Source organism: Photobacterium sp. R1, assembly GCF_054600795.1.
Genome location: NZ_BAAHZP010000005.1, coordinates 147,930 through 168,302 on the forward strand (window position 1 = coordinate 147,930; position 20,373 = coordinate 168,302).

Sequence of the window (20,373 nt, forward strand, 5' to 3'; positions counted from 1 at the left end):
GCGGCAGTAAATTTGGAGTTTATATGAATCATCTAACCCCTGAATTTAAAATTGCTTTAGCCGTCGCATTCATCATTATGATAGTCCTTTTCGGATTCGGATTGACGGCAATCACGCATTAATCGATATCATCACTCTGTCTATTTTTTGACTCTTACTGCCGAGCTTTGCGCTTAAATAAGAGAATAGAGGGGAGTTTATGTTTTTGCAGAGTGAGTAAGACATATGAATCACTTGCCTTTTAGCCTCGGAGATTTAGATCTCAACCTGGTTGAAACTTTTGCCGCACAGTTAACAGGCGTAAAAAAGCGAAAAATTGCTGTCGTTGTTCAGGGCGGCGGTCAACGGGGTATTTTTACAGCAGGCGTCTTTGATGCATTTCTCGAAGCGGGTTTTGACCCGTTTGAACTTTATATTGGCACCTCTGCCGGTGCTTTAAACCTTTCGTCATATATCAGCCGTCAGCATAAGTTTGGCCATGACTTCATCACAAATCTGACGACTCAGAATGAGTTTTTTAATCTTTATCAGTATCTCAGCCAGCAAAAACCGATGAATCTGGACTGGGCTTTCAGTCAAATTGAACAGGACGGACATACGCCCCTCGACATTGCGACTGCCCGTCGGGTGTTAACTTATCGCCAGGCGCTGGCCTGCGCGACTCGCAAAGATACCTTGCAGGATATTTACCTGCCAATGTACCAGGAGAACTGGCGCGATGTGCTGCGGGCGACCTGTGCGATTCCTTTACTGTATAACTTGCCGGTGAACTTACACGATCTGGAGTGGGTTGATGGTGGAGTCAGTGCTGCAGTGCCTGTGCAGGAAGCATGGAAGCGGGGCGCGGAACTGGTGATTGTCATCCGCACTGAGCCATTGCAACTGCCGCAGCAAACACCCGGGGTATTTGATGACTGGCGAGAACGGATTGAACAGGCACTGCCGGAATATATAGAGCGTTTCAGCCTGAATGAGTCTCTGGATAAAGTGAAGGCGATACGTCAGGATTTCACGGACCACTTTGAGCTCTGGAAAAGCATTTGGCGGGACAAAGAGCAGGCGGGGATTCAGGCAGCTGATGCGCTGAATCAGGAGCTTTCTGAGGATAAGAAAGCGGTGAATGGTTACCGCAAGTGGCTGAGCGGACTGAACGTGGAGCGTTTCCTGTCACTGACCGGTAAACGTTCGGAAGTGCTCGATATGCTCAATAAGTATTATCAGAGCTATAAAGCCGACAATGAATTTCTGATTCATCCGCCGGAATCGTTAAAGGTGATTCAGCTGGCTCCGGAAAAAAACCTGCAAAGTAAAGCATTGCTCAGCAGCCGTCAGGACCTTGACCTGGATTATCAGCAAGGCCGTCAGGTTGGTCGCGAATTTCTTGAGTGTTTTGCTGATCTCCTCAACCGGCACACAAGTGTCAGGTAAGTTTTGCGCCACATCCGGGAACGCATGACACAACCCATGTCCTTCAATCACGAATAGAAGGGCATGGGTCTGTATGCTGAAGTTGCAGGCAGGACATTTCTTTTTTAATACGGCCGGAATCTACGACGCGGAAATTCAATAATGATGGAAAAGTCATCGTATAGCAGTGCGGACAGATAGTTTGAATTTCTGATCTCATTATCATCGTGTCTTTTTGCAAAAGATTCGATCGGTAAACTCCCGTTCTGAAAGCATGATATGAAGTCAACTCGCTGCATGACCACACCAGATGTGTCTGAAATGACAATATTTAGTGAAATCTGATACAGTGCGCTCGTTACTCTCATCCCAAATCATGGAGGATCAATGCAACAAGGTTTCTTTATCGGCGATATGTATTGTCAGCCGCATTTTTTTCAGTTGCCGCTGAACTATCAGCAACCCAATGGTGCCCGCATTCAGGTGTTTGCCCGGGAAGTGGTTGCCCGAGATAAGCAGCACTCAGATTTACCCTGGCTGGTTTACCTGCAAGGTGGGCCGGGTTTTCCATCTCCGCGCCCGGATGCCGAGAGCGGGTGGCTGAAACGGGCCTTGAAAACATACCGTGTGTTGCTTTTGGATCAGCGTGGTACAGGGCAAAGTCAGCCGGTTCATGCACAAACATTGTCGGATCTGACGGCGCTGGAGCAGGCAGAATACCTCAGTCATTTTCGTGCTGATAATATTGTGCGCGATGCGGAAGCCATCCGTGAAGCTTTGGGCGTAAAGCAGTGGTCGCTGTTAGGCCAGAGCTTTGGCGGTTTTTGTACGTTGCATTATCTGTCTTATTATCCTGAAAGTCTGACAAGGGCGTATGTGACCGGGGGGATCCCACCGGTTTCAGGTCATGCCGATGTGGTCTACAGGGCAACATATCGTCGCCTGTTGGATAAAAACGCTGCGTTTTTCCGACGTTTTCCTGATGCACAGGTGCTGTGTAACCGGATTGCAGATCATTTGCTGGAGAACGAGGTCAGGCTGCACAATGGTCAGCGGTTTACGGTTGAACAGTTTCAGCTGATTGGGATTCATTTGGGCCGCAGCGGCGGTGATTTAGATTTGTATTATCAGCTGGAAAATGCCTTTGTTGATGTAAACGGGCAGTCTGAGCTGAGTTACAGTTTCCTCAATGCCATGCTGGCTGAGCAGTCTTATCAGACCAATCCGATCTATGCGATTCTCCATGAATCTATTTATTGCCAGCATGAAGCGTCACGCTGGTCGGCGCATCGGGTACGGGATGAATTTCCGCAGTGCCATTATCAGTCTGGCCGGGATTTCTGTTTTACCGGTGAAATGGTTTATCCGTGGATGTTTGAGCAGCTGGAAACCCTGAAGCCTCTACAGGAAGCCGCCAACATGCTTGCTGAGAAGTCGGACTGGCCTGCTTTATATGATGCGAGCCAACTGGCCGCAAACAAAGTGCCGCTAGCCGCAGCGGTTTACGTCGAAGACATGTATGTAGAATTTGATTACAGTCGCCAGGTTCTGGCAAACATGCCGAACAGCCGGGCCTGGATGACCAATGAATATGAGCACAACGGTCTGCGCGCTGATGGCGAGCGGATTCTCGATACCCTGATTCGTATGACTCAGGAAATACAGGATTCGCCTCATCGTTAACAGCTGACCTGGCAGGCAAGGGCAGGCTGGTATTGATGCCCTTGTATCAACGGAGATTGAGGTTGTCTTTGATGATTTTGTTATGTTATAACAACTGATTGTCGTTGACTGACGACAGAAGTCATGGGTGATGACTGTTTTAGTGTCATAATTTTAGATATTATCAGTACACATCCATACCAGCAGCGCATTGAAGTCAGTTGTGTGATGAGCTGAGTCGGTAGATAACTGAGCAATCATCCGTCGCCAGACCATGATTGTGTGAGAGGTAATAGAACAAGATGGTAAATGTAAGGGCCAGAGTCCCCTTTAAAGTCGGTGTAAACAGCCATATCCCTGCCGATATTCTCTCTTTTGAAGGCCTTGCTTCCGGTAAAGAGCACGTTGCTCTCGTCTTTCGAAATGCGGACAAACAGAACGCGACACCGTTGGTCAGAATGCACTCAGAATGCCTGACCGGAGATGTTTTTCATTCTTCCCGTTGTGACTGCGGTGAGCAGTTAGATGAAACCATTGAACGCATGGCTGAAGAAGGCGGTATTCTGCTATATCTGCGCCAGGAAGGGCGTGGTATCGGGCTGTATAACAAGATTGATGCCTATCTGCTGCAGAGTCAGGGCATGAATACGTATGAAGCGAATAATCACCTGGGTTTTGGCGATGACTTGCGTGATTTCACGGAAGCTGCACAAATGCTGAAAGCGCTCGGTGTTGAATCGATTCGGCTGATCACCAATAACCCGAAAAAAATTCAGGATCTGGAAGCTTTAGGTATTTCGATCACTGAAGTGGTGGGAACGAAAGCGCACCTGAAAGAGGGGAATGAAAATTACCTGCGTGCCAAAGCAAGCCGCGGTAAACACCGTTTCCATTTTGACTGACTCTGTTGATGACCACGTTGTGAACAGCGAGCTTCTGAGCTCGCTTTTTTTATCCTGAAATCCACTGGTTTTGGGTTACTTTTTCTAATCCTAATCATAATAAACTATCGTGCTGACAAACTCAGTATTTACTTGTTGTTCTGCCGGCCTGCCTATAATATCCCGCTCGAAATGTTGTCATAGCGGCGCTCGTGGACGATGGTGATTTCTGAATCCATCTCTCAATCTTCTTTCAGCCCAGCCGTTTTATGATGACCTGTATTTATCATTATCTCTTCGAATTCATGTAAGGAGTGAGGTTGTGAACGGGCAATCTTATTCTGCCGGTGTGGCAAAAATACTGTTCCTGATTATTATTCTGGCCGCGGTCGGGCAAATGACCCAAACCATGTACGTGCCGGCTATTCCTCAAATGGCAGCGGCCTTCACGGTGAAACCGGCATTCTTGCAGGCTGTCATGGCGGCTTACCTGATTCCTTATGGTTTATCTCAGTTTGTATACGGGCCATTGTCGGATCGGATCGGACGCAAGCCAGTGATGCTGGCAGGCATGAGCATTTTTATCGCAGGCACTTTAATGGCGCTCTTTGCGCCGACTTTTGAGGTGTTCCTGCTGGCAAGTTTTATTCAGGGAATGGGCACTGGTTGTGGCGGAGCGATGTGCCGGACCGTGACCCGTGACTGTTATGAAGGGGCAGAACTGCACCGGGTCAACAGTCTGGTCAGTATGGGGGTTATTTTCTCCCCGCTGATTGCTCCGGTGTTGGGCGGATATTTATCCGAATCTTTTGGCTGGTCTGCCAGTTACCTGTTCCTACTGGTTCTGGGAGCGGCAGTGACGTTGATCGTCCTGAGCCAGTTCACCGAGACACTACCAAAGGAAAAGCGTCGGGTTGAACGTGTGACGACCAGCTATAAATATGTGCTTGGAAATCGTAAGTTTCAGGGGTATGTGCTTTGTCTGGTGGCAACCTTTGCAGGATTAGCTGTCTTTGAAGCGGCAGCGGGTGTTTTACTCGGTAACGTTTTGAAATTAGATCCAACCACGGTCAGCTGGTTGTTTGTGCTGCCTTTGCCGGGATATATGCTTGGCTCCTGGCTGTCTTCACAGCTGGTCAACCGTATGGGTCAGCAACGCGTGCTGTATCTGGGACTTGCCGCACTGGGCTTCGGGGCTCTGACCATTCTGTTGCCGGGTTTGGCAGGTATGGTGACAGTCAGTTCTCTGATTGGCGGTGCGTTCCTGTATTTTATTGGCTCGGGTGTGATTTTCCCGGTAACCACGACTGCTGCGGTTGAGCCATTCCCGTACCATGCCGGTACGGCGGGAGCGGTGCTCGGCGGTTTGCAAAACCTGGGTGCTGGTATCGCAGCACTGGTGGCATCCATGCTCAGTGCAAAAGATCAGTTCAGCCTGGGTGCGATTATGGTGGCAATGGTGATGGTTGCAGTGGCCAGCCTCATTTGGGTGAGACGCAGCCCACAGGAAGAAACCCCGGTTCTGGTGTAACTCTGCCTGTCCGGAGAATTCCCGGACTCTGACTGAAATAAAAACGGCGCTGAAATCAGCGCCGTTTTTATATGATTTGTTTCGGACTCAGTCGCGTTTCCACAAAATGTGGCAGAACTTATGATCCGGGTCGCGGCTGATGAGCAAACGGGCGAACACGTCATCCAGTTCGTCATTTGCTTCATTGACCAGACCGATGCGTACTTCAGCATATTCTTCGCCTTCAACGGGGAAGCCGACGTGTTCTGGCCAGTCACTGCCGGTTTCGACAACTTCGGCTGCACCACGGTCATCAAATTGTGCTGTAAACAGCAGGACATCGGCGGGTTCGAGGCTGTCTTGCGCCATTTCGAGAAAAATATCGTAAGCGGCTTCGATGACATCGTCGTATGAAATCAGTTCTGAATTATTCATGTATCGGTCAATCTTAGTTCATTGGAACGCGCAGTATAACAAGCTCCACAGGGGAAAGGCTATCTGCGAGAAAGATTGATCTGCGGACAGAACCGTGAAGGCGCTGCTGATTTCAGCGGTTGAATCGCTATATCCCCATCCCTGAACGACTTTCATGCTATGATGCTGGCAGATTGAGTTGTGATTCAGGAAACAGATTTTTGGCTTCTCTTCTTCCCATTCTTGATAATCGTCAACCGTTTCAACCGGTGTTTCAGCCTTGCCTTCATGAAATGCTCCAGCATCTCAAAGTGCTGTTTAAAGGCGTTTTGCACAGTGTGTATCTGTCGGGCAGTGTGGCCCGGCGGGAAGCTGTTCCGGGCAAATCTGATCTGAATTTGACACTGGTTCTCGAACGGCCGCTGACTGAGCAGGAAAGCAGCCGGTTACACAGCCTGAGCTGGCACATTGCCAGACGGCATAAAGCCGTGACCCGAATTGATATCAGACAGGCATTGCGCAGTGAAGTGTTGTCTCTGGAAGGGATATTTCAGTGGGGCATCTGGCTCCGGCACTGCTGCATCTGTATCAGCGGACAGGATTTATCAGACAGTTTTGGTGATTTTGAACCCAGCTGGGATGCGGCAAAATCCTTCAATGGTCCGCTCGAACCCATACTCACTGAGTACCGGCAGAAAATTACGAAAACCCGCGTGATGGCGCATTATCTTGACTACTGTGAATATATCGGAAAGAAAATGCTGTGGACCGGGTTCACGCTGGTCATGCACCGGGAAAAAACACTGCCACTGTCATTGAAAGACGCGACGGCCTGCTTTCTGAAAGTTTATCCGGACAAAGCTCTGGATGCAGAGCGGGCAGCCATGCTGGCAAATCGCACCCAGGTCCCTAAAAAAGCGACGCTCTTTTTGATGCAGCATTTTGGTCTATGGCTGGCCGAAGAGTGGCAGAAAATTGAACGTAAGATCGGCTGATCCAACAGACAGAACGCAGATGAATTCAAGTTTTACCCGCCAGAGCCAGCAAGATGCAGGTTTCGTACTGACCCGTCAAAGCAGAGATGTCCGCGGACAAACGCAAATTACACTCTGGGTAAAGACAGAGCAGGGCCCTTGTCAGCTGATTGTGGAAGGGGACAAACCGGTTTGTTTCATTTCAGCCACGGATCAGCCACGGGCAGAGGAGATTCTTGCGCAACAGGGTGTGATGGTCGCCTGGCGAACCCTGGAGATGCAGAATTTTCAGCATCAGACCATGTCGGCCTGCTATACCCTGACGATCAGTGCCGGCTTGCAGGTGGGAACTTTGCTGGCTGCGGAAGGCATCCGGGTCTACGAAGATGATATTCGTCTGGCCGATCGCTATTTAATGGAACGCTTTATCCGGGGAGGAATTGCTTTTACGGGGCAGATGACCACCAGAAACGGGTATCGGGAATTTCATCAGGTGAAAGCCAAAGCGGCGGATTATCAGCCTTCGCTTTCAGTGGTGTCGCTGGATATTGAATGTTCCGAAAAAGGCATTTTGTATTCCGTCGGTCTGCACAGTGACTCGGACAGCAGGGTGATCATGGTGGGTCAGCCCGCGAGCCCGGATGAATCTGCGCTGGCTTGGATTCAGTGGGTCAGTGATGAAAAGGCCTTACTGCTTGCGCTTCAGGATTGGTTTACGCAGTATGATCCGGATGTGATCATCGGCTGGAGTGTGATTGATTTTGACTTCCGTCTGCTGATGAAGCGGGCTGAGTGGCATAAACTGCCGTTTCGTATCGGCCGCGGTCAGCAGACCCCGCACTGGCGGCAGTCCAGCCAGAATCCGAATTCAGGCTTTATCTCGATTCCGGGCCGGGTTGTGATGGATGGCATTGATACCCTGAAGACCGCAACGTATAACTTCCGTTCCTGGTCGCTGGAATCTGTGTCTCAGGAGCTGCTGGGTGAAGGGAAAGCCATTCATAATGTGTACGACAGAATGGCTGAAATCAATCAGATGTTCCGTGAAGACAAAGTTTCACTGGCCCGTTACAACTTGCAGGACTGCAAACTGGTCACCCGGATATTTGAGAAAACCCATTTGCTGGCGTTTGCGATAGAACGAAGCCGTCTGACCGGGGTGGAGCTCGACAGAGTCGGAGGCTCTGTTGCAGCGTTTACCAATTTGTATCTGCCTCAACTGCATCGTGCCGGGTATGTGGCGCCGAATCTGGAAAGTGAAAACTGGATTGCGAGCCCTGGCGGCTATGTGATGGATTCCAAACCGGGCCTGTATGATTCCGTACTGGTGCTGGACTTTAAATCGCTGTATCCCTCCATTATCCGTACCTTCCGGATCGATCCGATGGGGCTGGTTGAAGGCTTGCTGCTGGAAGAAGGCAAGGCGGATGATCAGGCGATTGCCGGTTTCCGGGGCGGTCGTTTCCATCGTGAGAAACATTTCCTGCCGGAGATGATTGAAGCACTCTGGGCGGCCCGGGATCAGGCGAAACGTGACGGTGAAAAAGCATTTTCTCAGGCCATCAAAATCATCATGAATTCCTTCTATGGCGTTCTGGGTTCTTCCGGTTGCCGATTTTTCGATCATCGTCTGGCTTCTTCAATCACCATGCGGGGTCATGAGATCATGAAAATGACCCGTGAGCGCATCGAGGAACAAGGGTTTGAGGTGATTTATGGAGATACGGACTCAACCTTTGTGTCGCTGAAGAAAGCGCACAGTGGTGAAGAAGCGGATGCGATTGGTCACAGGCTGGTGGCGGAGATGAATCAATGGTGGACCGCGTATCTCAAAGAGACCTATCACCTGGAATCAGCGCTGGAACTGGAATATGAAACGCACTACCACAAATTTCTGATGCCAACGATCCGGGGACAGGAAACCGGCAGCAAAAAACGGTATGCCGGTCTTGTGATCCGGGATGGTGTGGAAGAAATGGTATTTAAGGGACTGGAAACGGTTCGCACCGACTGGACGCCACTGGCACAGGAATTTCAGCAGACGCTGTATCGAAAGGTTTTTCACCAGGAAGATGTCGAAGAATATGTACGCCAGTACGTTGAGCAGACCGGGCAGGGACTGTTTGATGACAAGCTGATTTACCGTAAAAGGTTACGACGTCACTTATCTGAGTATCAAAAGAATGTCCCGCCTCATGTGCGTGCTGCACGCCGGGCCGATGAAGTGAATCAGCAACTGGGCCGACCGCTTCAGTATCAAACCGGCGGATGGATTGAATATGTGATCACAACGCACGGTCCTGAACCCGTGGAAGCCAGACAAAGTCCCATTGATTATGACCATTACATTGAGAAACAGCTCAAACCAATCGCGGACGGGATTCTGCCTTTTATCGGCCAGCATTTTGATGACATCATTGCCCCGCAGCTGGGGCTGTTCTAAATCAGATTTTCTTTGACCGCATACGCAGTCAGTTCAGCCGTAGAACTCATGTTGAGTTTATGTTTGATATTCTGGCGATGGGTTTCTACCGTACGGGTACTGATCCCCAGTTCCTGAGCGATCTTCTTACTGCTTTTACCTAAAGCAACTAGCCTGAGAATGGTTTCTTCCCGGCGGCTGAGCGCTGTGACTGCCATTGCGGCAGGCGCTGACTGTTCGATGGGCGCAGAAAACAACGTTTCAGCCACCAGACGACAAAAATAACTGCCTCCCTGATGAACGGCTTCAATTGCCTGGACCATTTCTTCCGCGGAGACTTCTTTGAGAATGTAACCGCTGGCCCCGGCCTGCATTACCTGAAGAATATACTCCCGGTTATCGTGCATGGTCAGGATCAGCACTTTAATGTCCGGATAATCGCGTCGGAAGAAACGGGTCGCTTCAATACCGTTCATTTCCGGCATGCTGATATCCATCAGAACGACATCAGGCCGGTGCCGGGCAGCCTGTTTCAGGGCTTCGGCGCCGTTTACAGCGGTTGCCACGACTTCAATGTTGGTTTCGTTGTCCAGCCTGGCTTTAAAGCCTTCCATGACCACCTGGTGATCATCAACCAGTAACACCTGGATCTTTGCCATAACTTTCTATTCCCTGAAGCGGAAGGTTGACCAGAATTTCCGTGCCTTCACCGGGTTCACTGCTGATATCCAGTTCACCGCCCAGAAATTCCAGTCGCTCCCGCATATTACGAAGACCAATGCCCTTGCCATTCATGGCTTGTTGAACATGAAAACCCACACCATGATCCCGGATGATAAACTGCAGGTTTTTCTGAATTACGGATAATGTCATCTCAATCCGGTCTGAGTGGGCATGCTTACTGATATTCACCAGAGATTCCTGAGCCACACGATACAACGTTGTCATCACATCTGTGGGTAATGTCAGTGACCCGAGCTCCAGAGCGTGACTGACCTGAATGCCAGTCGATGCAGAAAAGTCATTCAGCAGATGCTCCAGTGCAGCGGCCAGCCCAATATCATCCAATGAACTGGGTCGTAAATTGTGTGAAATTCGTCTTAATTCGGAAATTGCCTGCAAAATAGCGTTTTCACTTAAAGCCCGGTGACTTAAAGCCTGCTCAACATCAGACTGAGTCATTTTGTCTTTCAGTAATTCAAGGTGGCACTTTCCTGATACCAGCAGCTGATTGACGCCGTCATGCAGTTCTCGGGCAACGTGCTTTTTTTCCTCTTCCTGAAACATCACAGTTTTATGAGCCAGCTCTTTCAGCCGACTGTCGGCCAGCCGGTGTTCATGCAGGTTAATCGCAAGGGTTGTGATCAGAATGAGTAAAGTCGTGATGGCAACCAGCACGATCACGGAAATGAACGTCGTCCGGATATTGGCTTGTACGCTTTGTTCAACCCGTGTCATCTGGTGGGCAACATCTTCAATGTAGAGCCCTGTGCCCACCATCCAGTGCCATTTAGGCAGCCAGGCGGCATAGCTGAGTTTGGTGACAACCTGATCGCTTGATGGTTTATGCCACAGGTACTGATGAAAACCTCCGCCTGATTTGGCAGTGTTGATCAGTGCCCGAATCAGGTAATCCCCATTCTTATCCTGCAGATCCAACAGGTTTTTGCCGACCAGTTCAGGCAGAACCGGGTGCGCCAGATTGGTTCCGTTTTCGTGGTAGACGAAAAAGTAGCCATCGTCGCCATAGCGGAGATCGTTCAGTATCCGCTTGACTTCGGTCTTGGCTTTTTCATCATCAGGTCCGGCGTTGTGATAGAGATGGTGGATGCTGTCGAGTGCCAGATCCACCGTATCTTTCAGAGCCTGCTCTTTTGCAGCAATCAGGTTTGCCCGAAACGTCGCGATTTCTTTCTGGCCAAGAGACTGTGCTTGATGAATCGCGATCCAGCTGATGGCAGCACTGATCAGCAGTAAGGGGAGGAGCGTGAGAAGAATCAGCTTCACTTTCAGTGGCATGGTTACCAGCACCTGCTTGGTCAGCGGTTTTCGGGATGCCCTGAATGTTAACAATTTGTATACAGGAACAAAGAAAAAAAGGTGGCACTTTGTGAGAAAAGTGCCAGCCAGCTCTATATTTGTCTGTTTTCATGGATGGTTACAGGCCGTAGAAGCCCGGGAAGAGCAACACTGTCGCTAAAATCAGGATCTGAATTGAAATAAAGGGCAATACGCCTTTGTAGATGTCCCGGGTCGATATGCCTTCAGGTGCCACGCCTTTCAGATAGAACAGACTGAAACCAAATGGCGGCGTCAGGAACGATGTTTGCAGGTTCATCGCAATCAGAATCGCGAACCAGAGCATGTTGATGCCCATGGTATCGGCGATGGGTGCCAGAATCGGCACGACGATAAAACAGATTTCAACAAAATCGATAAAGAAGCCCAGGATCAGAATGATCAGCATGGTGAGGATCAGGAAGCTCCATTGCTCACCCGGCAAAGCCATCATCCATTCTTCGACCAGGTAATCCCCGCCGGTATAGGTAAAGGCCATGGAGAAGGCGGTCGCGCCCAGCAAGATACCAAAGACCATGGCGGTGACTTTAACGGTTTCGAATGCGCTGTCGTACAGCATGCGCCAGGAAAACTGGCGATAAAGGACGGAAAGAACGACTGCACCCATGCCACCCAGCGCTGCAGATTCAGTCGGGGTTGCAATACCTGCAAAGATGGAGCCCAGCACCACGATAATGAGCGCCAGCGGTGGCAGTACCGCTTTCAGGGCAATGAAGATTTCCTGTTGGCGGGACTGGTTGGGATCCCTGTCCATCGGACGTGCAGCTTCCGGATTCAGCCAGCTGTATATCACGATGTAAACAATATACGCCAAGACAAGCGCAATCCCGGGCCAGATCGCTGCCTGAAACAGATCACCGACCGGAATACCCAGCACATCGCCTAACAGGATCAGCACAATCGATGGCGGAATGATTTGTCCCAGTGTCCCTGAAGCACAGATGGTTCCGGTTGCCAGTCCTTTGCTGTACTGATATTTCATCATGACCGGCAGAGAAATCAGACCCATGGCAACGACTGAAGCGCCGACAACCCCGGTTGATGCTGCCAGCAAGGAGCCAACCAGTACCGTGGAAATCGCCAGTCCACCGCGCACGCTGCCAAAGAGTTTCCCCATGGATTCCAGCAATTGTTCGGCAAGGCGGGTTTTCTGCAAAACAAGGCCCATGAACACAAAAAGCGGTACGGCCATTAAGACCGTGTTTTGCATGATACTCATGATCCGAAAAGGCATGAAGGCAAAGATTTCAGGACCTTCAGCCCAGATCCCGAACAGCAGGGCAATCCCGCCAAAGGTAAATGCCACAGGAAAGCCCAGCAGAAGTGCAAACAGGGCGACGACGAACATAATAATACCAACCACGGAACACTCCTTATTTTGCGTGGGACAGGCTTGGGTTAACCAGGCGGTTGATGTTGTGGAGGATCATCCCGATCCCCGAGATCGCCATGAACAGGAAAGAAATGGGAATCATGCTTTTAATCAGCCATCGGTAGGGCAGGCCGCCCGGGTCGCCACTGGATTCACCGAGCGCATAGGACTCTTTGGCAAAATCAATGCCGTACCAGAACACCATCAGACAAAAAGGCAGCAGAAAGAAAACAGAGCCCAGTAAATCGATGATGGCGCAGGTTTTCGGACTGAAGCGCTCGTAGAACACATCCACACGCACGTGTCCGCCGGCTTTGAGTGCAAAGGGAACACCCAGCAAGAAAACCGCGGAGAATAAATGCCATTCCATTTCCTGCATTGCGATAGAAACGGAATTAAAGACATAACGCATGATCACATCATAAAAGACGTTGAACATCAGAATGATAAATAAGGTGCTGGCAATCCAGCCAAGCAGATCGGAAAACCGGTTGATGATTCTCTCAAAGGCTAACAGGCTTCGCATAAGGACTCCGTTGCGAGGCAACATATCTGAAAAAGAGAAATGCGCCGGAACTTCCGGCGCATCGACTCGTATTATTCCTGCTGAGCCTGACTGTCGAGGTAAGCTTTATCGGCAATCAGGGTCCATTCACGGGCTTTCTTCAGATAAGCCGCTTGTGATTCCAGGATTTCTTTCGCCAGCGGATCTTTTGCAGCCTGCTCAGCCAGCAGCTCGTCATTGGCTTTGCGGATTGCCGCCATGACATCATCCGGGAAGTGCATCACCTTGATATTTGGATATTCTTTTTTCATGGTTGACCAGTTTTCTGCACTGGCATGGGTGTTCAGAATATACATATCGTAGGCAGACAGGCGCATCGCAACGCGCAGAATTTCCTGAAGATCTTCTGGCAGGCGCTCCCAAGAGCGTTTGTTGACTAAGAATTGCAGCTCTGTGGCCGGTTCATGCCAGCCGGTGTAGTAATAAGGGGCGATTTTGTGAAAACCCATTCGCAGGTCCAGACCCGGGCCGACCCACTCCAGCGCATCAATGGTACGACGCTCCAGTGCTGTATAGAGCTCACCGGGGGCGATATTGGTCGGGCTGGCTCCCAGTTTGGCCAGAACTTCACCCGCAAAACCAGGAATACGCATTTTCAGACCTTTCAGGTCATCAACGGATTTGATTTCTTTCTGGAACCATCCTCCCATCTGAACGCCCGTGTTTCCGCCGGGGAACGACAGCAGATTGTGCGGGCCGTATACCTTTTCCATCAGTTCCATACCACCGCCGTGGTAGAACCAGGCGTACTGTTCAGCGGCAACCATACCGAATGGCATCGTGGAGAAATAAAGGGTGTTCGGTACTTTGCCTTTCCAGTAATAAGAAGCGGAGTGGCCGATGTCATACTGACCGGCTTTGACCATATCAAACACACCGAACGGCGCTTTGTGTTTGTTCGCGGAATCAATCCGGATCTGCAGGCGGCCATTGGACATTTTCTCAGCCATTGCCGCCATCGCTTTGGTGGTATCCCCGAAAATCGGGAAGTTTGCACCCCAGGTTTCAGCCAGTTTCAGGCGATAGACTTTTTCTGCGGAATAAGCGGCGGTACTGGAAAGTAAAACCGCAACGGTGCCGGCGGCAACCAGCGCGTTGCGTACAGTGCGTTTTACCAGACTCATGTTTCACGTCCTCATTTTTATTGTGATAGCGGGATAAACCCTATGCATTCAAAGCATTAAACAAAGGATAGGCGTGAACAAGCGCAATAACACGGAGGGTTAAAGATGCCCCGACAGGATTTGTAAGACCAAGGTATTAAGTACTTTTACGTATATCATCGGTATCGCACCGATAAGGATCTGTTTTTCAAAGAAGAAAAGTATGTCAGGCCAGCCAGCTGATGCGGTGATTACGTATGACGGGCTGTCCGTGATTTTGTTAATTATTTGTAATGACTGTGAAGTGGCTCACTGATGAAACGCTGTGCTCATAGGTTGAATCAGCGACAGATCGGTGGGAAAGCGTACTGGTATTCAAACCATGAACTCGTTACTATCTCAGTGTATATTTATTGATCAGAATCAAAGATTGGGGGCTGAGAATGGAGCAGTTAGATTTCTTTACGATCCCCAGTCCGTGTATTGGTGTTTGCCAGGCCAATAATCGGGGATACTGCAAAGGGTGTCTGCGAAGCCGGGAAGAGCGATTCCACTGGCAGGAAATGAACAATGACCAGAAACGCCATGTCATTAAACTGTGTAAGCAGCGGTATCAGCGATTGCTCAGACGGAAGCGGGAACTGGAAGCGGGAGTTGCCCAGGAAGCTGACAATCCGCAACAAAGTTTGTTCTGATGGCAGTATCAGGATCCGAGATACAAAAAAAGCGCCTTGAGAGGCGCTTTTTCTTCAGCGTTTTCAGCCAGACCGCAATTAGATGCGGATGAAGTCCATGTGCTGAACTTTTGGCTTGAATGGGTGACGCTGGATGTCTTGTGGCTTAACGTTCACTTCTTTACCGTCGATAACCAGAGTGATTGCTTCGTAGAACGCAGCTTTGTCCATTTGGTTGATCACGTCATCGTGGTTCAGTTCGATAGAAACTGGCGCTTCTTCACCACCGTAGATGATTGCAGGGAACTTGTTAGTGTGACGCAGGCGGCGGCTCGCACCTTTACCCAGGTCAGAACGTACTTGTGCTTCAAATTTCATGATATTTACTCTTAATTGAGTGAATGAAAAGGTATTCCGTAATGCGACCTTACTGAATACCGTCAAATCGAGCGCGGATACTAGCACCCATCCATCAAACTGACAAGCATATTTCTTTCAAGCGCTTTCTAAGGTGTTAAAAAGCCAGCAATCGTTCAGCGATCTGTACGGTAAGCCCCTCAAGACCCTCCTTGCTGAAAGATATCAATAAATGCGAATGGATCTTATTTCTGGTTGAATTTGTGATCTGGATAACAATGATATTGATAGTAATTATCATTTGCTTTTGTATAATCCGTTCCAGAAAATCATCTCACTGATAAAAGAATTGATAGCAGGGAATATGAATCATAAAAAGTTGTCACTGATTGCCAGCGCTGTTTTGCTGGCACTTTCACCTACATTGCATGCTCAGGAAAAAACGTCGGCGGCTGACGAAACGATTGTTGTGACCGCATCGCGGCTGGAAGCCACACAACAAGAGAAAACACGTTCGATTGACGTGGTTGATCAGAAAAAGCTGGCTGAAATCCAGCCGACTTCAGTCGCAGATGCACTGAAATTTGAACCCAATGTTTCTGTGGTCGGCGGCAATGTACCGGGAAATCAGTCGGTGAACATTCGTGGCTTACAGGATAATAAAATCCTGCAGGTCGTTGATGGCAACCGCCAGAACTTCAGCTTTGACCACAGACCATCTTATTTCCTGGATCCTTCTTTGCTCAGTGAAGTGAAAGTGATTAAGGGCCCGATCAGTTCCCTGTATGGCTCCGGCGCAATTGGCGGCGTGGTGATTCAAAATACGATCAATGCTGCGGATATTGTTGATGGTCAGGGGCTGGGTGGCCGAATTAAAACCGGTTATCAGGACAATGGGGATGTCTGGACAAACGCTGCTGCGATTGCCAGTCAGTCTGACCGCATCGATTGGCTGCTGGCCGGAAGCACACGTGACACGGGTGCAATGGAGCAGGGTAACGGTCACAAACTGTACGGGACTGAGTCGAAAGATACGACAGGTCTGGCGAAACTGAACTGGCAGGCAAATGCAGCCAATCGCCTTGGTCTCAGTCTGCGCTATTCTGATCGAGACGGACACCCGCCGGTTGTGGGCTCGACCGATCCTGCTGCGGCTGACACACTGATTGATCGTGATACGAAGGATCAGAATATCACCCTGAGTTACAACCTGAACCCGTCGAGCGAGCTGATCAATCTGGACGTCAGTGTGTACCATAATCTGTCCGAGATCTCTGAAACCGCCACCACGGGGAACGGGAAAGACCTGAGTAAGATCACCACGCTCGGCTTTAACGTGACGAACCAGTCGAAGGCAGGGGATGTTCAGCTTTATACCGGGCTTGACGGCTATCAGGATAAACTGAATGCCAAACGAGGCGAAGGAGAGCAAGGACGTCCGACACCCCCGGACGGTGCTGAAACCACAACACTGGGTGCTTTCGCTTATGTGAATTATGCACTGACGAACAGCATCGGCCTGGATGCCGGCTTACGTTACGACACCTTTACCTCTGAAGCGGATGGTTATCAGGACAACGACGAATCCGCGCTGTCACCTTCTGCCGGTATCAGCTGGCAGGCCGCTTCCTGGATGCAGTGGTCTTTGCGTTATGATGAGGCATTCCGTGCACCGAGCACCACAGAACTCTTTACCGACGGCACTCACTTTACGATGTTCAGCATTCCGGGGATTGGGCCGGTTACAAACACCTTCATTCCAAACTCGGATTTGAAACCCGAGAAAGCGAAGAATATTGAGTTGAAAGGTCAATTTGATTTCGAAAACCTGTTGGCTGAAGACAAACTGAGCCTGACAGCTGCGGTTTTCCGCAATGAGGTGAAAGATTTCATCAATCTGGAAGTTGACGTACCCGGCAATCAGGCAATGATGGGTTGCATCATGGGAAGTGGCTCAGGGATTGGCTGTGCCGGGACGAGCCGTTCTGTCAACGTGGATCGTGCAGAACTGAAAGGTTATGAACTGTCGGCGGTTTATCAGATTGAAAATCTGACGGCGGGTCTGTCTTATGGCCAGACACGCGGTAAAGATAAAGCGGATGGCTCATGGCTGGAGAATGTCCCGGCTGACAAATGGGTCGCTCAGCTTGAATATGGTTTCTGGCAAATTGATACCAACGTTGGTACACGGGTGATGTTTGTCAGCGATCAGGACCGTGTGAAAGAAGGTGAGACTTATCAGGGTTATCAAACGGCGGATTTCTATGCGAGCTGGGAGCCGATGTCGAGTCTGGATGGCCTGAAAGTCGATTTCACCGTCGCGAATGCGTTTGATGAAAACTATCGCATTGCATGGAATCAGGTCTATCAGCCAGGGCGTTCTTTCCGACTGTCGGCGCAATACACTTTCTAAAATATATGAATATCTGTTTGTGATTCAAAGCCGCACTCTCGTGCGGCTTTTTTGATTCCGTTTCCTTTGTGAGCTGATGACCCGGTTCAACTAAGGCGGCATCACAGTATTTACGGTGCTTGATGAATTCATTTCATAAGGGTGTTTGGCTTTCTATGATTATGGGGACGGAATGCTTCGTTAGAATGGTTGGGGAATTCCTTTATCGCGCTCTCAATTTCATCAAGTCCATTACCAATATGAATAAAAACGATAACGATCTGCTGGCGTTTGTGACCGTCGCTCGTGAAGGTAGTTTGACAAAGGCGGCCGTGCTGCTGGGTGTGTCTCAGTCCGCGTTAAGTCACGCCGTTCGGGGTTTAGAGCAGCGGCTGGATGTCCGGTTACTCAATCGCACAACGTGAAGTGTATCGCCAACCGAAGCGGGTGAACGGTTGATGAACGCCATTGCGCCAAAGCTTTCTGAAATTGATCAGGAGCTGGAGCTGATCAACGAGTTTAAGCTGCGTCCCGCCGGAACCATTCGCATCACGGCTGCTGAGCACGCAGTGAATACCATTTTATGGCCTAAAGTTCCCGAACTGCTGCTCGAATATCCGGAAATCAACGTTGAAATCAGCGTTAATTATGGTCTGGTCAATATTGTGTCTGAACGCTTTGATGTGGGCATTCGTTTAGGGGAAAGTCTTGATCAGGACATGATCTCAGTTCCCATTTCTCCGCAATTGTGAATGGCGGTGGTTGCTACGCCGGAATACTGGAAAAAGTCCGGTAAACCGCAAACGCCGGGTGAACTGGTCAATCACAACTGTATCAACATTCGTTTGCCAACCTACGGCGGGGTATATGCGTGGGAATTCGAGAAAGGCAGTAAAGTCATCAATGTGAACGTCAAAGGCCAGGTGGTCATGACCAGCTCACAGGGGCGTCTCGAAGCGTCGTTGGCTGGCCTTGGGGTGACCTACATACCGGAAGATCTCGTGCAAACTCATCTCGACAGCGGCCGACGGGAACGTGTGCTGGATGACTGGTGCGCACCCTTTGACGGCTACTACCTTTACTACGCCAATCGTCAGCTCTCATCTCCGGCCTTTAAGCTGCTGGTTGAGGCACTTCGCTACCCGCGGGAATGATGAACGCAGTGAATCGGATGTCAGAATTGATGCTCACCCCCGGTTCTGGCTCAGGTTGCTCGCTGATCCTTGGCCGCGCGCGAGGTGTGTCGCGACCAAGTGGAGGATGTCATGCCCGGTTGCGGGAGCGTTTGGTCAAGAGCAGCAGGGCGCTGATCGTAGTAAACAGCGCGATAATCCAGGTCATGGTCCACGGCGTACCGTCCCGAAAATGGGCCAGTAACAGAGTGAAAATGATGCCGCTGCCGTATTGCAGCGCGCCGATCACGGCTGATGCTGAGCCGGCATGGCTCTCGACTTCATCCTGAGCCGCAGCCGTTGATGAAGCGGCAATGATGCCGTTCATGGAAAAGAAGACAAATATCGGCACGACGATCATCCAGATCCCGCCCATCTCCGCTTTCACTGTGACCACCATGACCGCAATACTCAGAGTGGCAACCAGTGTGGTCGCATTGAGCAAGCTCTCAAGGCGAAAACGGTGCACCAGACGACGGTTTACAAAGCTCAACCCCATCAAACCGAGAATATTCACCGCGAACAGCCAGCCGTAGTGTTGATGTTCGACGCCGTAATAATCGATGTAAACAAATGGAGAGCCGGTAACAAACGCGTACGCTGCCATATAGTAAAAGGTCAGGCTCAGGGTGTAGCACATAAAGGGTCGATTTTTGAATAACTCAACATAGTTGCCAAAGGCTGAGCCGAGTGAGGCCTTCGCTCGCTTGTCGTGACTGAGGGTTTCCGGCAGCAGGAACAGCGAGAAAAACATCAGGGTTCCAATCACAGCAAGCAGCCAGAAGATGGCGTGCCAGGTGCTGAATTTGATCATCTGACCACCGAGTAGCGGCCCGATGATGGGTGCGACTGCCATGATAATCACCAAAGTCGACAGCATGTGCGCTGCTTTACTGCTGGTGAATAGATCACGAATCATCGCGCGGGCAAGCATCGGCCCGGTACACGCACTGAGCGCCTGAAAGACGCGTCAGAAAACGATCTGTTCAATGCTTTGGGACAGCGCGCAGCCGACTGAGCCAATTACAAATAACACCATCCCGATAAAGAGCGGAATACGGCGCCCGATGTGATCGCTGATTGGCCCCCAGACAAGCTGAGCAATCGCAAAGCCAATCAGAAAGCCCGTGACGGTGAGTTCTGCATCGCCCTGTAATTCAGTTGCCATTGTTGGCATGGCCGGGAGATAAATGTCTGTAGACAATGAGGTAAACGCCATGAATGCCCCGAGAATCAACATGAAAAGAATGCCAGAGGCCACCGAGGGACTTTCTGAAAGAGAAACTGTGCTGTTCATAGCGTCCACATAAAAGTTGTTCAAACGGGAAGGTAAGGAAGAGATTAGCAAAGAACGATTCATTGAATAATCGGCTTAAACATAATGAGTTT

General features: G+C 50.1%; 16 protein-coding genes and 2 pseudogenes. 10 read left to right on the top strand and 8 right to left on the bottom strand.

Translation table 11 applies throughout. The features are described from left to right. Positions 1 to 225: 225 nt before the first annotated feature. From ACYP03_RS10510 to emrD, 4 genes are all read left to right on the top strand, one after another. Positions 226 to 1,428: a patatin-like phospholipase family protein gene (locus tag ACYP03_RS10510; RefSeq protein ID WP_248140023.1), complete on the top strand. Its 1,203-nt coding sequence runs from the start codon at positions 226 to 228 to the stop codon at positions 1,426 to 1,428. Positions 1,429 to 1,794: 366 nt separating this feature from the next. Continuing rightward, positions 1,795 to 3,090, top strand: a complete 1,296-nt coding sequence (locus tag ACYP03_RS10515) for an alpha/beta fold hydrolase (RefSeq protein WP_459779662.1) — start codon at positions 1,795 to 1,797, stop codon at positions 3,088 to 3,090. A 281-nt stretch (positions 3,091 to 3,371) separates the two neighbouring features. Beyond that, a complete protein-coding gene (locus ACYP03_RS10520) occupies positions 3,372 to 3,971 on the top strand; it encodes a GTP cyclohydrolase II (protein WP_248140027.1) in 600 nt (199 codons plus the stop codon). A 301-nt stretch (positions 3,972 to 4,272) separates the two neighbouring features. Continuing rightward, complete coding sequence (emrD, locus tag ACYP03_RS10525) at positions 4,273 to 5,481, top strand: multidrug efflux MFS transporter EmrD (protein ID WP_459779664.1); 1,209 nt, start codon at positions 4,273 to 4,275, stop codon at positions 5,479 to 5,481. Between the two features lie 87 nt (positions 5,482 to 5,568). Here emrD and ACYP03_RS10530 read toward each other — a convergent pair whose 3' ends face one another. After that, entirely contained in the window at positions 5,569 to 5,895 is a 327-nt protein-coding gene (locus ACYP03_RS10530; RefSeq protein WP_248140031.1) for an HI1450 family dsDNA-mimic protein, read from the bottom strand. A 200-nt stretch (positions 5,896 to 6,095) separates the two neighbouring features. Here ACYP03_RS10530 and ACYP03_RS10535 point away from each other — a divergent pair, with 200 nt between their 5' ends. Both ACYP03_RS10535 and ACYP03_RS10540 read left to right on the top strand, forming a co-directional pair. Further along, on the top strand, positions 6,096 to 6,869 hold the full coding sequence (locus ACYP03_RS10535) for a nucleotidyltransferase family protein (protein ID WP_459779666.1): 774 nt from the start codon (positions 6,096 to 6,098) through the stop codon (positions 6,867 to 6,869). A 19-nt stretch (positions 6,870 to 6,888) separates the two neighbouring features. Beyond that, positions 6,889 to 9,291 (top strand): DNA polymerase II, encoded by a 2,403-nt coding sequence (locus tag ACYP03_RS10540; RefSeq protein ID WP_459779668.1) that lies wholly within the window; start codon positions 6,889 to 6,891, stop codon positions 9,289 to 9,291. Here the strand turns inward: ACYP03_RS10540 and ACYP03_RS10545 are convergent. The 5 genes from ACYP03_RS10545 to ACYP03_RS10565 form a co-directional block, all read right to left on the bottom strand. Then, on the bottom strand, positions 9,288 to 9,929 hold the full coding sequence (locus ACYP03_RS10545) for a response regulator transcription factor (RefSeq protein WP_330959593.1): 642 nt from the start codon (positions 9,927 to 9,929) through the stop codon (positions 9,288 to 9,290). The two genes, ACYP03_RS10540 and ACYP03_RS10545, sit on opposite strands and share 4 nt — an antisense overlap. After that, positions 9,901 to 11,289 (bottom strand): cache domain-containing protein, encoded by a 1,389-nt coding sequence (locus tag ACYP03_RS10550; protein ID WP_459779670.1) that lies wholly within the window; start codon positions 11,287 to 11,289, stop codon positions 9,901 to 9,903. Before ACYP03_RS10550 ends, ACYP03_RS10545 begins: the two co-directional genes overlap by 29 nt. Positions 11,290 to 11,428: 139 nt before the next feature. Then, on the bottom strand, positions 11,429 to 12,712 hold the full coding sequence (locus tag ACYP03_RS10555) for a TRAP transporter large permease (protein WP_330959591.1): 1,284 nt from the start codon (positions 12,710 to 12,712) through the stop codon (positions 11,429 to 11,431). A gap of 10 nt (positions 12,713 to 12,722) precedes the next feature. Next, positions 12,723 to 13,247, bottom strand: coding sequence for a TRAP transporter small permease subunit (locus ACYP03_RS10560; protein ID WP_459779672.1), 525 nt, complete (start codon positions 13,245 to 13,247; stop codon positions 12,723 to 12,725). 71 nt (positions 13,248 to 13,318) lie between these two features. Next, positions 13,319 to 14,410 carry a TRAP transporter substrate-binding protein gene (locus ACYP03_RS10565; RefSeq protein WP_248140045.1) on the bottom strand — a complete coding sequence of 364 codons (1,092 nt, stop codon included), beginning with the start codon at positions 14,408 to 14,410 and terminating at the stop codon, positions 13,319 to 13,321. A 422-nt stretch (positions 14,411 to 14,832) separates the two neighbouring features. Here ACYP03_RS10565 and ACYP03_RS10570 point away from each other — a divergent pair, with 422 nt between their 5' ends. Further along, positions 14,833 to 15,084 (top strand): DUF1289 domain-containing protein, encoded by a 252-nt coding sequence (locus tag ACYP03_RS10570; RefSeq protein ID WP_330959588.1) that lies wholly within the window; start codon positions 14,833 to 14,835, stop codon positions 15,082 to 15,084. 78 nt (positions 15,085 to 15,162) lie between these two features. Here the strand turns inward: ACYP03_RS10570 and rplY are convergent, their stop codons facing one another. After that, the gene (rplY, locus tag ACYP03_RS10575) at positions 15,163 to 15,441 is read right to left on the bottom strand and encodes a 50S ribosomal protein L25 (RefSeq protein WP_459779674.1); all 279 of its coding nucleotides are present in this window, start codon (positions 15,439 to 15,441) and stop codon (positions 15,163 to 15,165) included. A 343-nt stretch (positions 15,442 to 15,784) separates the two neighbouring features. Here rplY and ACYP03_RS10580 point away from each other — a divergent pair, with 343 nt between their 5' ends. The 3 genes and pseudogenes from ACYP03_RS10580 to ACYP03_RS10590 all read left to right on the top strand — a co-directional run bounded on the left by ACYP03_RS10580 (position 15,785) and on the right by ACYP03_RS10590 (position 18,966). After that, the gene (locus ACYP03_RS10580; RefSeq protein WP_459779676.1) at positions 15,785 to 17,833 is read left to right on the top strand and encodes a TonB-dependent hemoglobin/transferrin/lactoferrin family receptor; all 2,049 of its coding nucleotides are present in this window, start codon (positions 15,785 to 15,787) and stop codon (positions 17,831 to 17,833) included. Positions 17,834 to 18,018: 185 nt separating this feature from the next. Beyond that, entirely contained in the window at positions 18,019 to 18,237 is a 219-nt protein-coding gene (locus ACYP03_RS10585; RefSeq protein ID WP_459779678.1) for a LysR family transcriptional regulator, read from the top strand. 33 nt (positions 18,238 to 18,270) lie between these two features. Continuing rightward, a pseudogene (locus tag ACYP03_RS10590) lies at positions 18,271 to 18,966 on the top strand (LysR substrate-binding domain-containing protein). 109 nt (positions 18,967 to 19,075) lie between these two features. Here ACYP03_RS10590 and ACYP03_RS10595 read toward each other — a convergent pair. Then, positions 19,076 to 20,344, bottom strand: a pseudogene (locus ACYP03_RS10595) (multidrug effflux MFS transporter). Between the last annotated feature and the right edge of the window lie 29 nt (positions 20,345 to 20,373).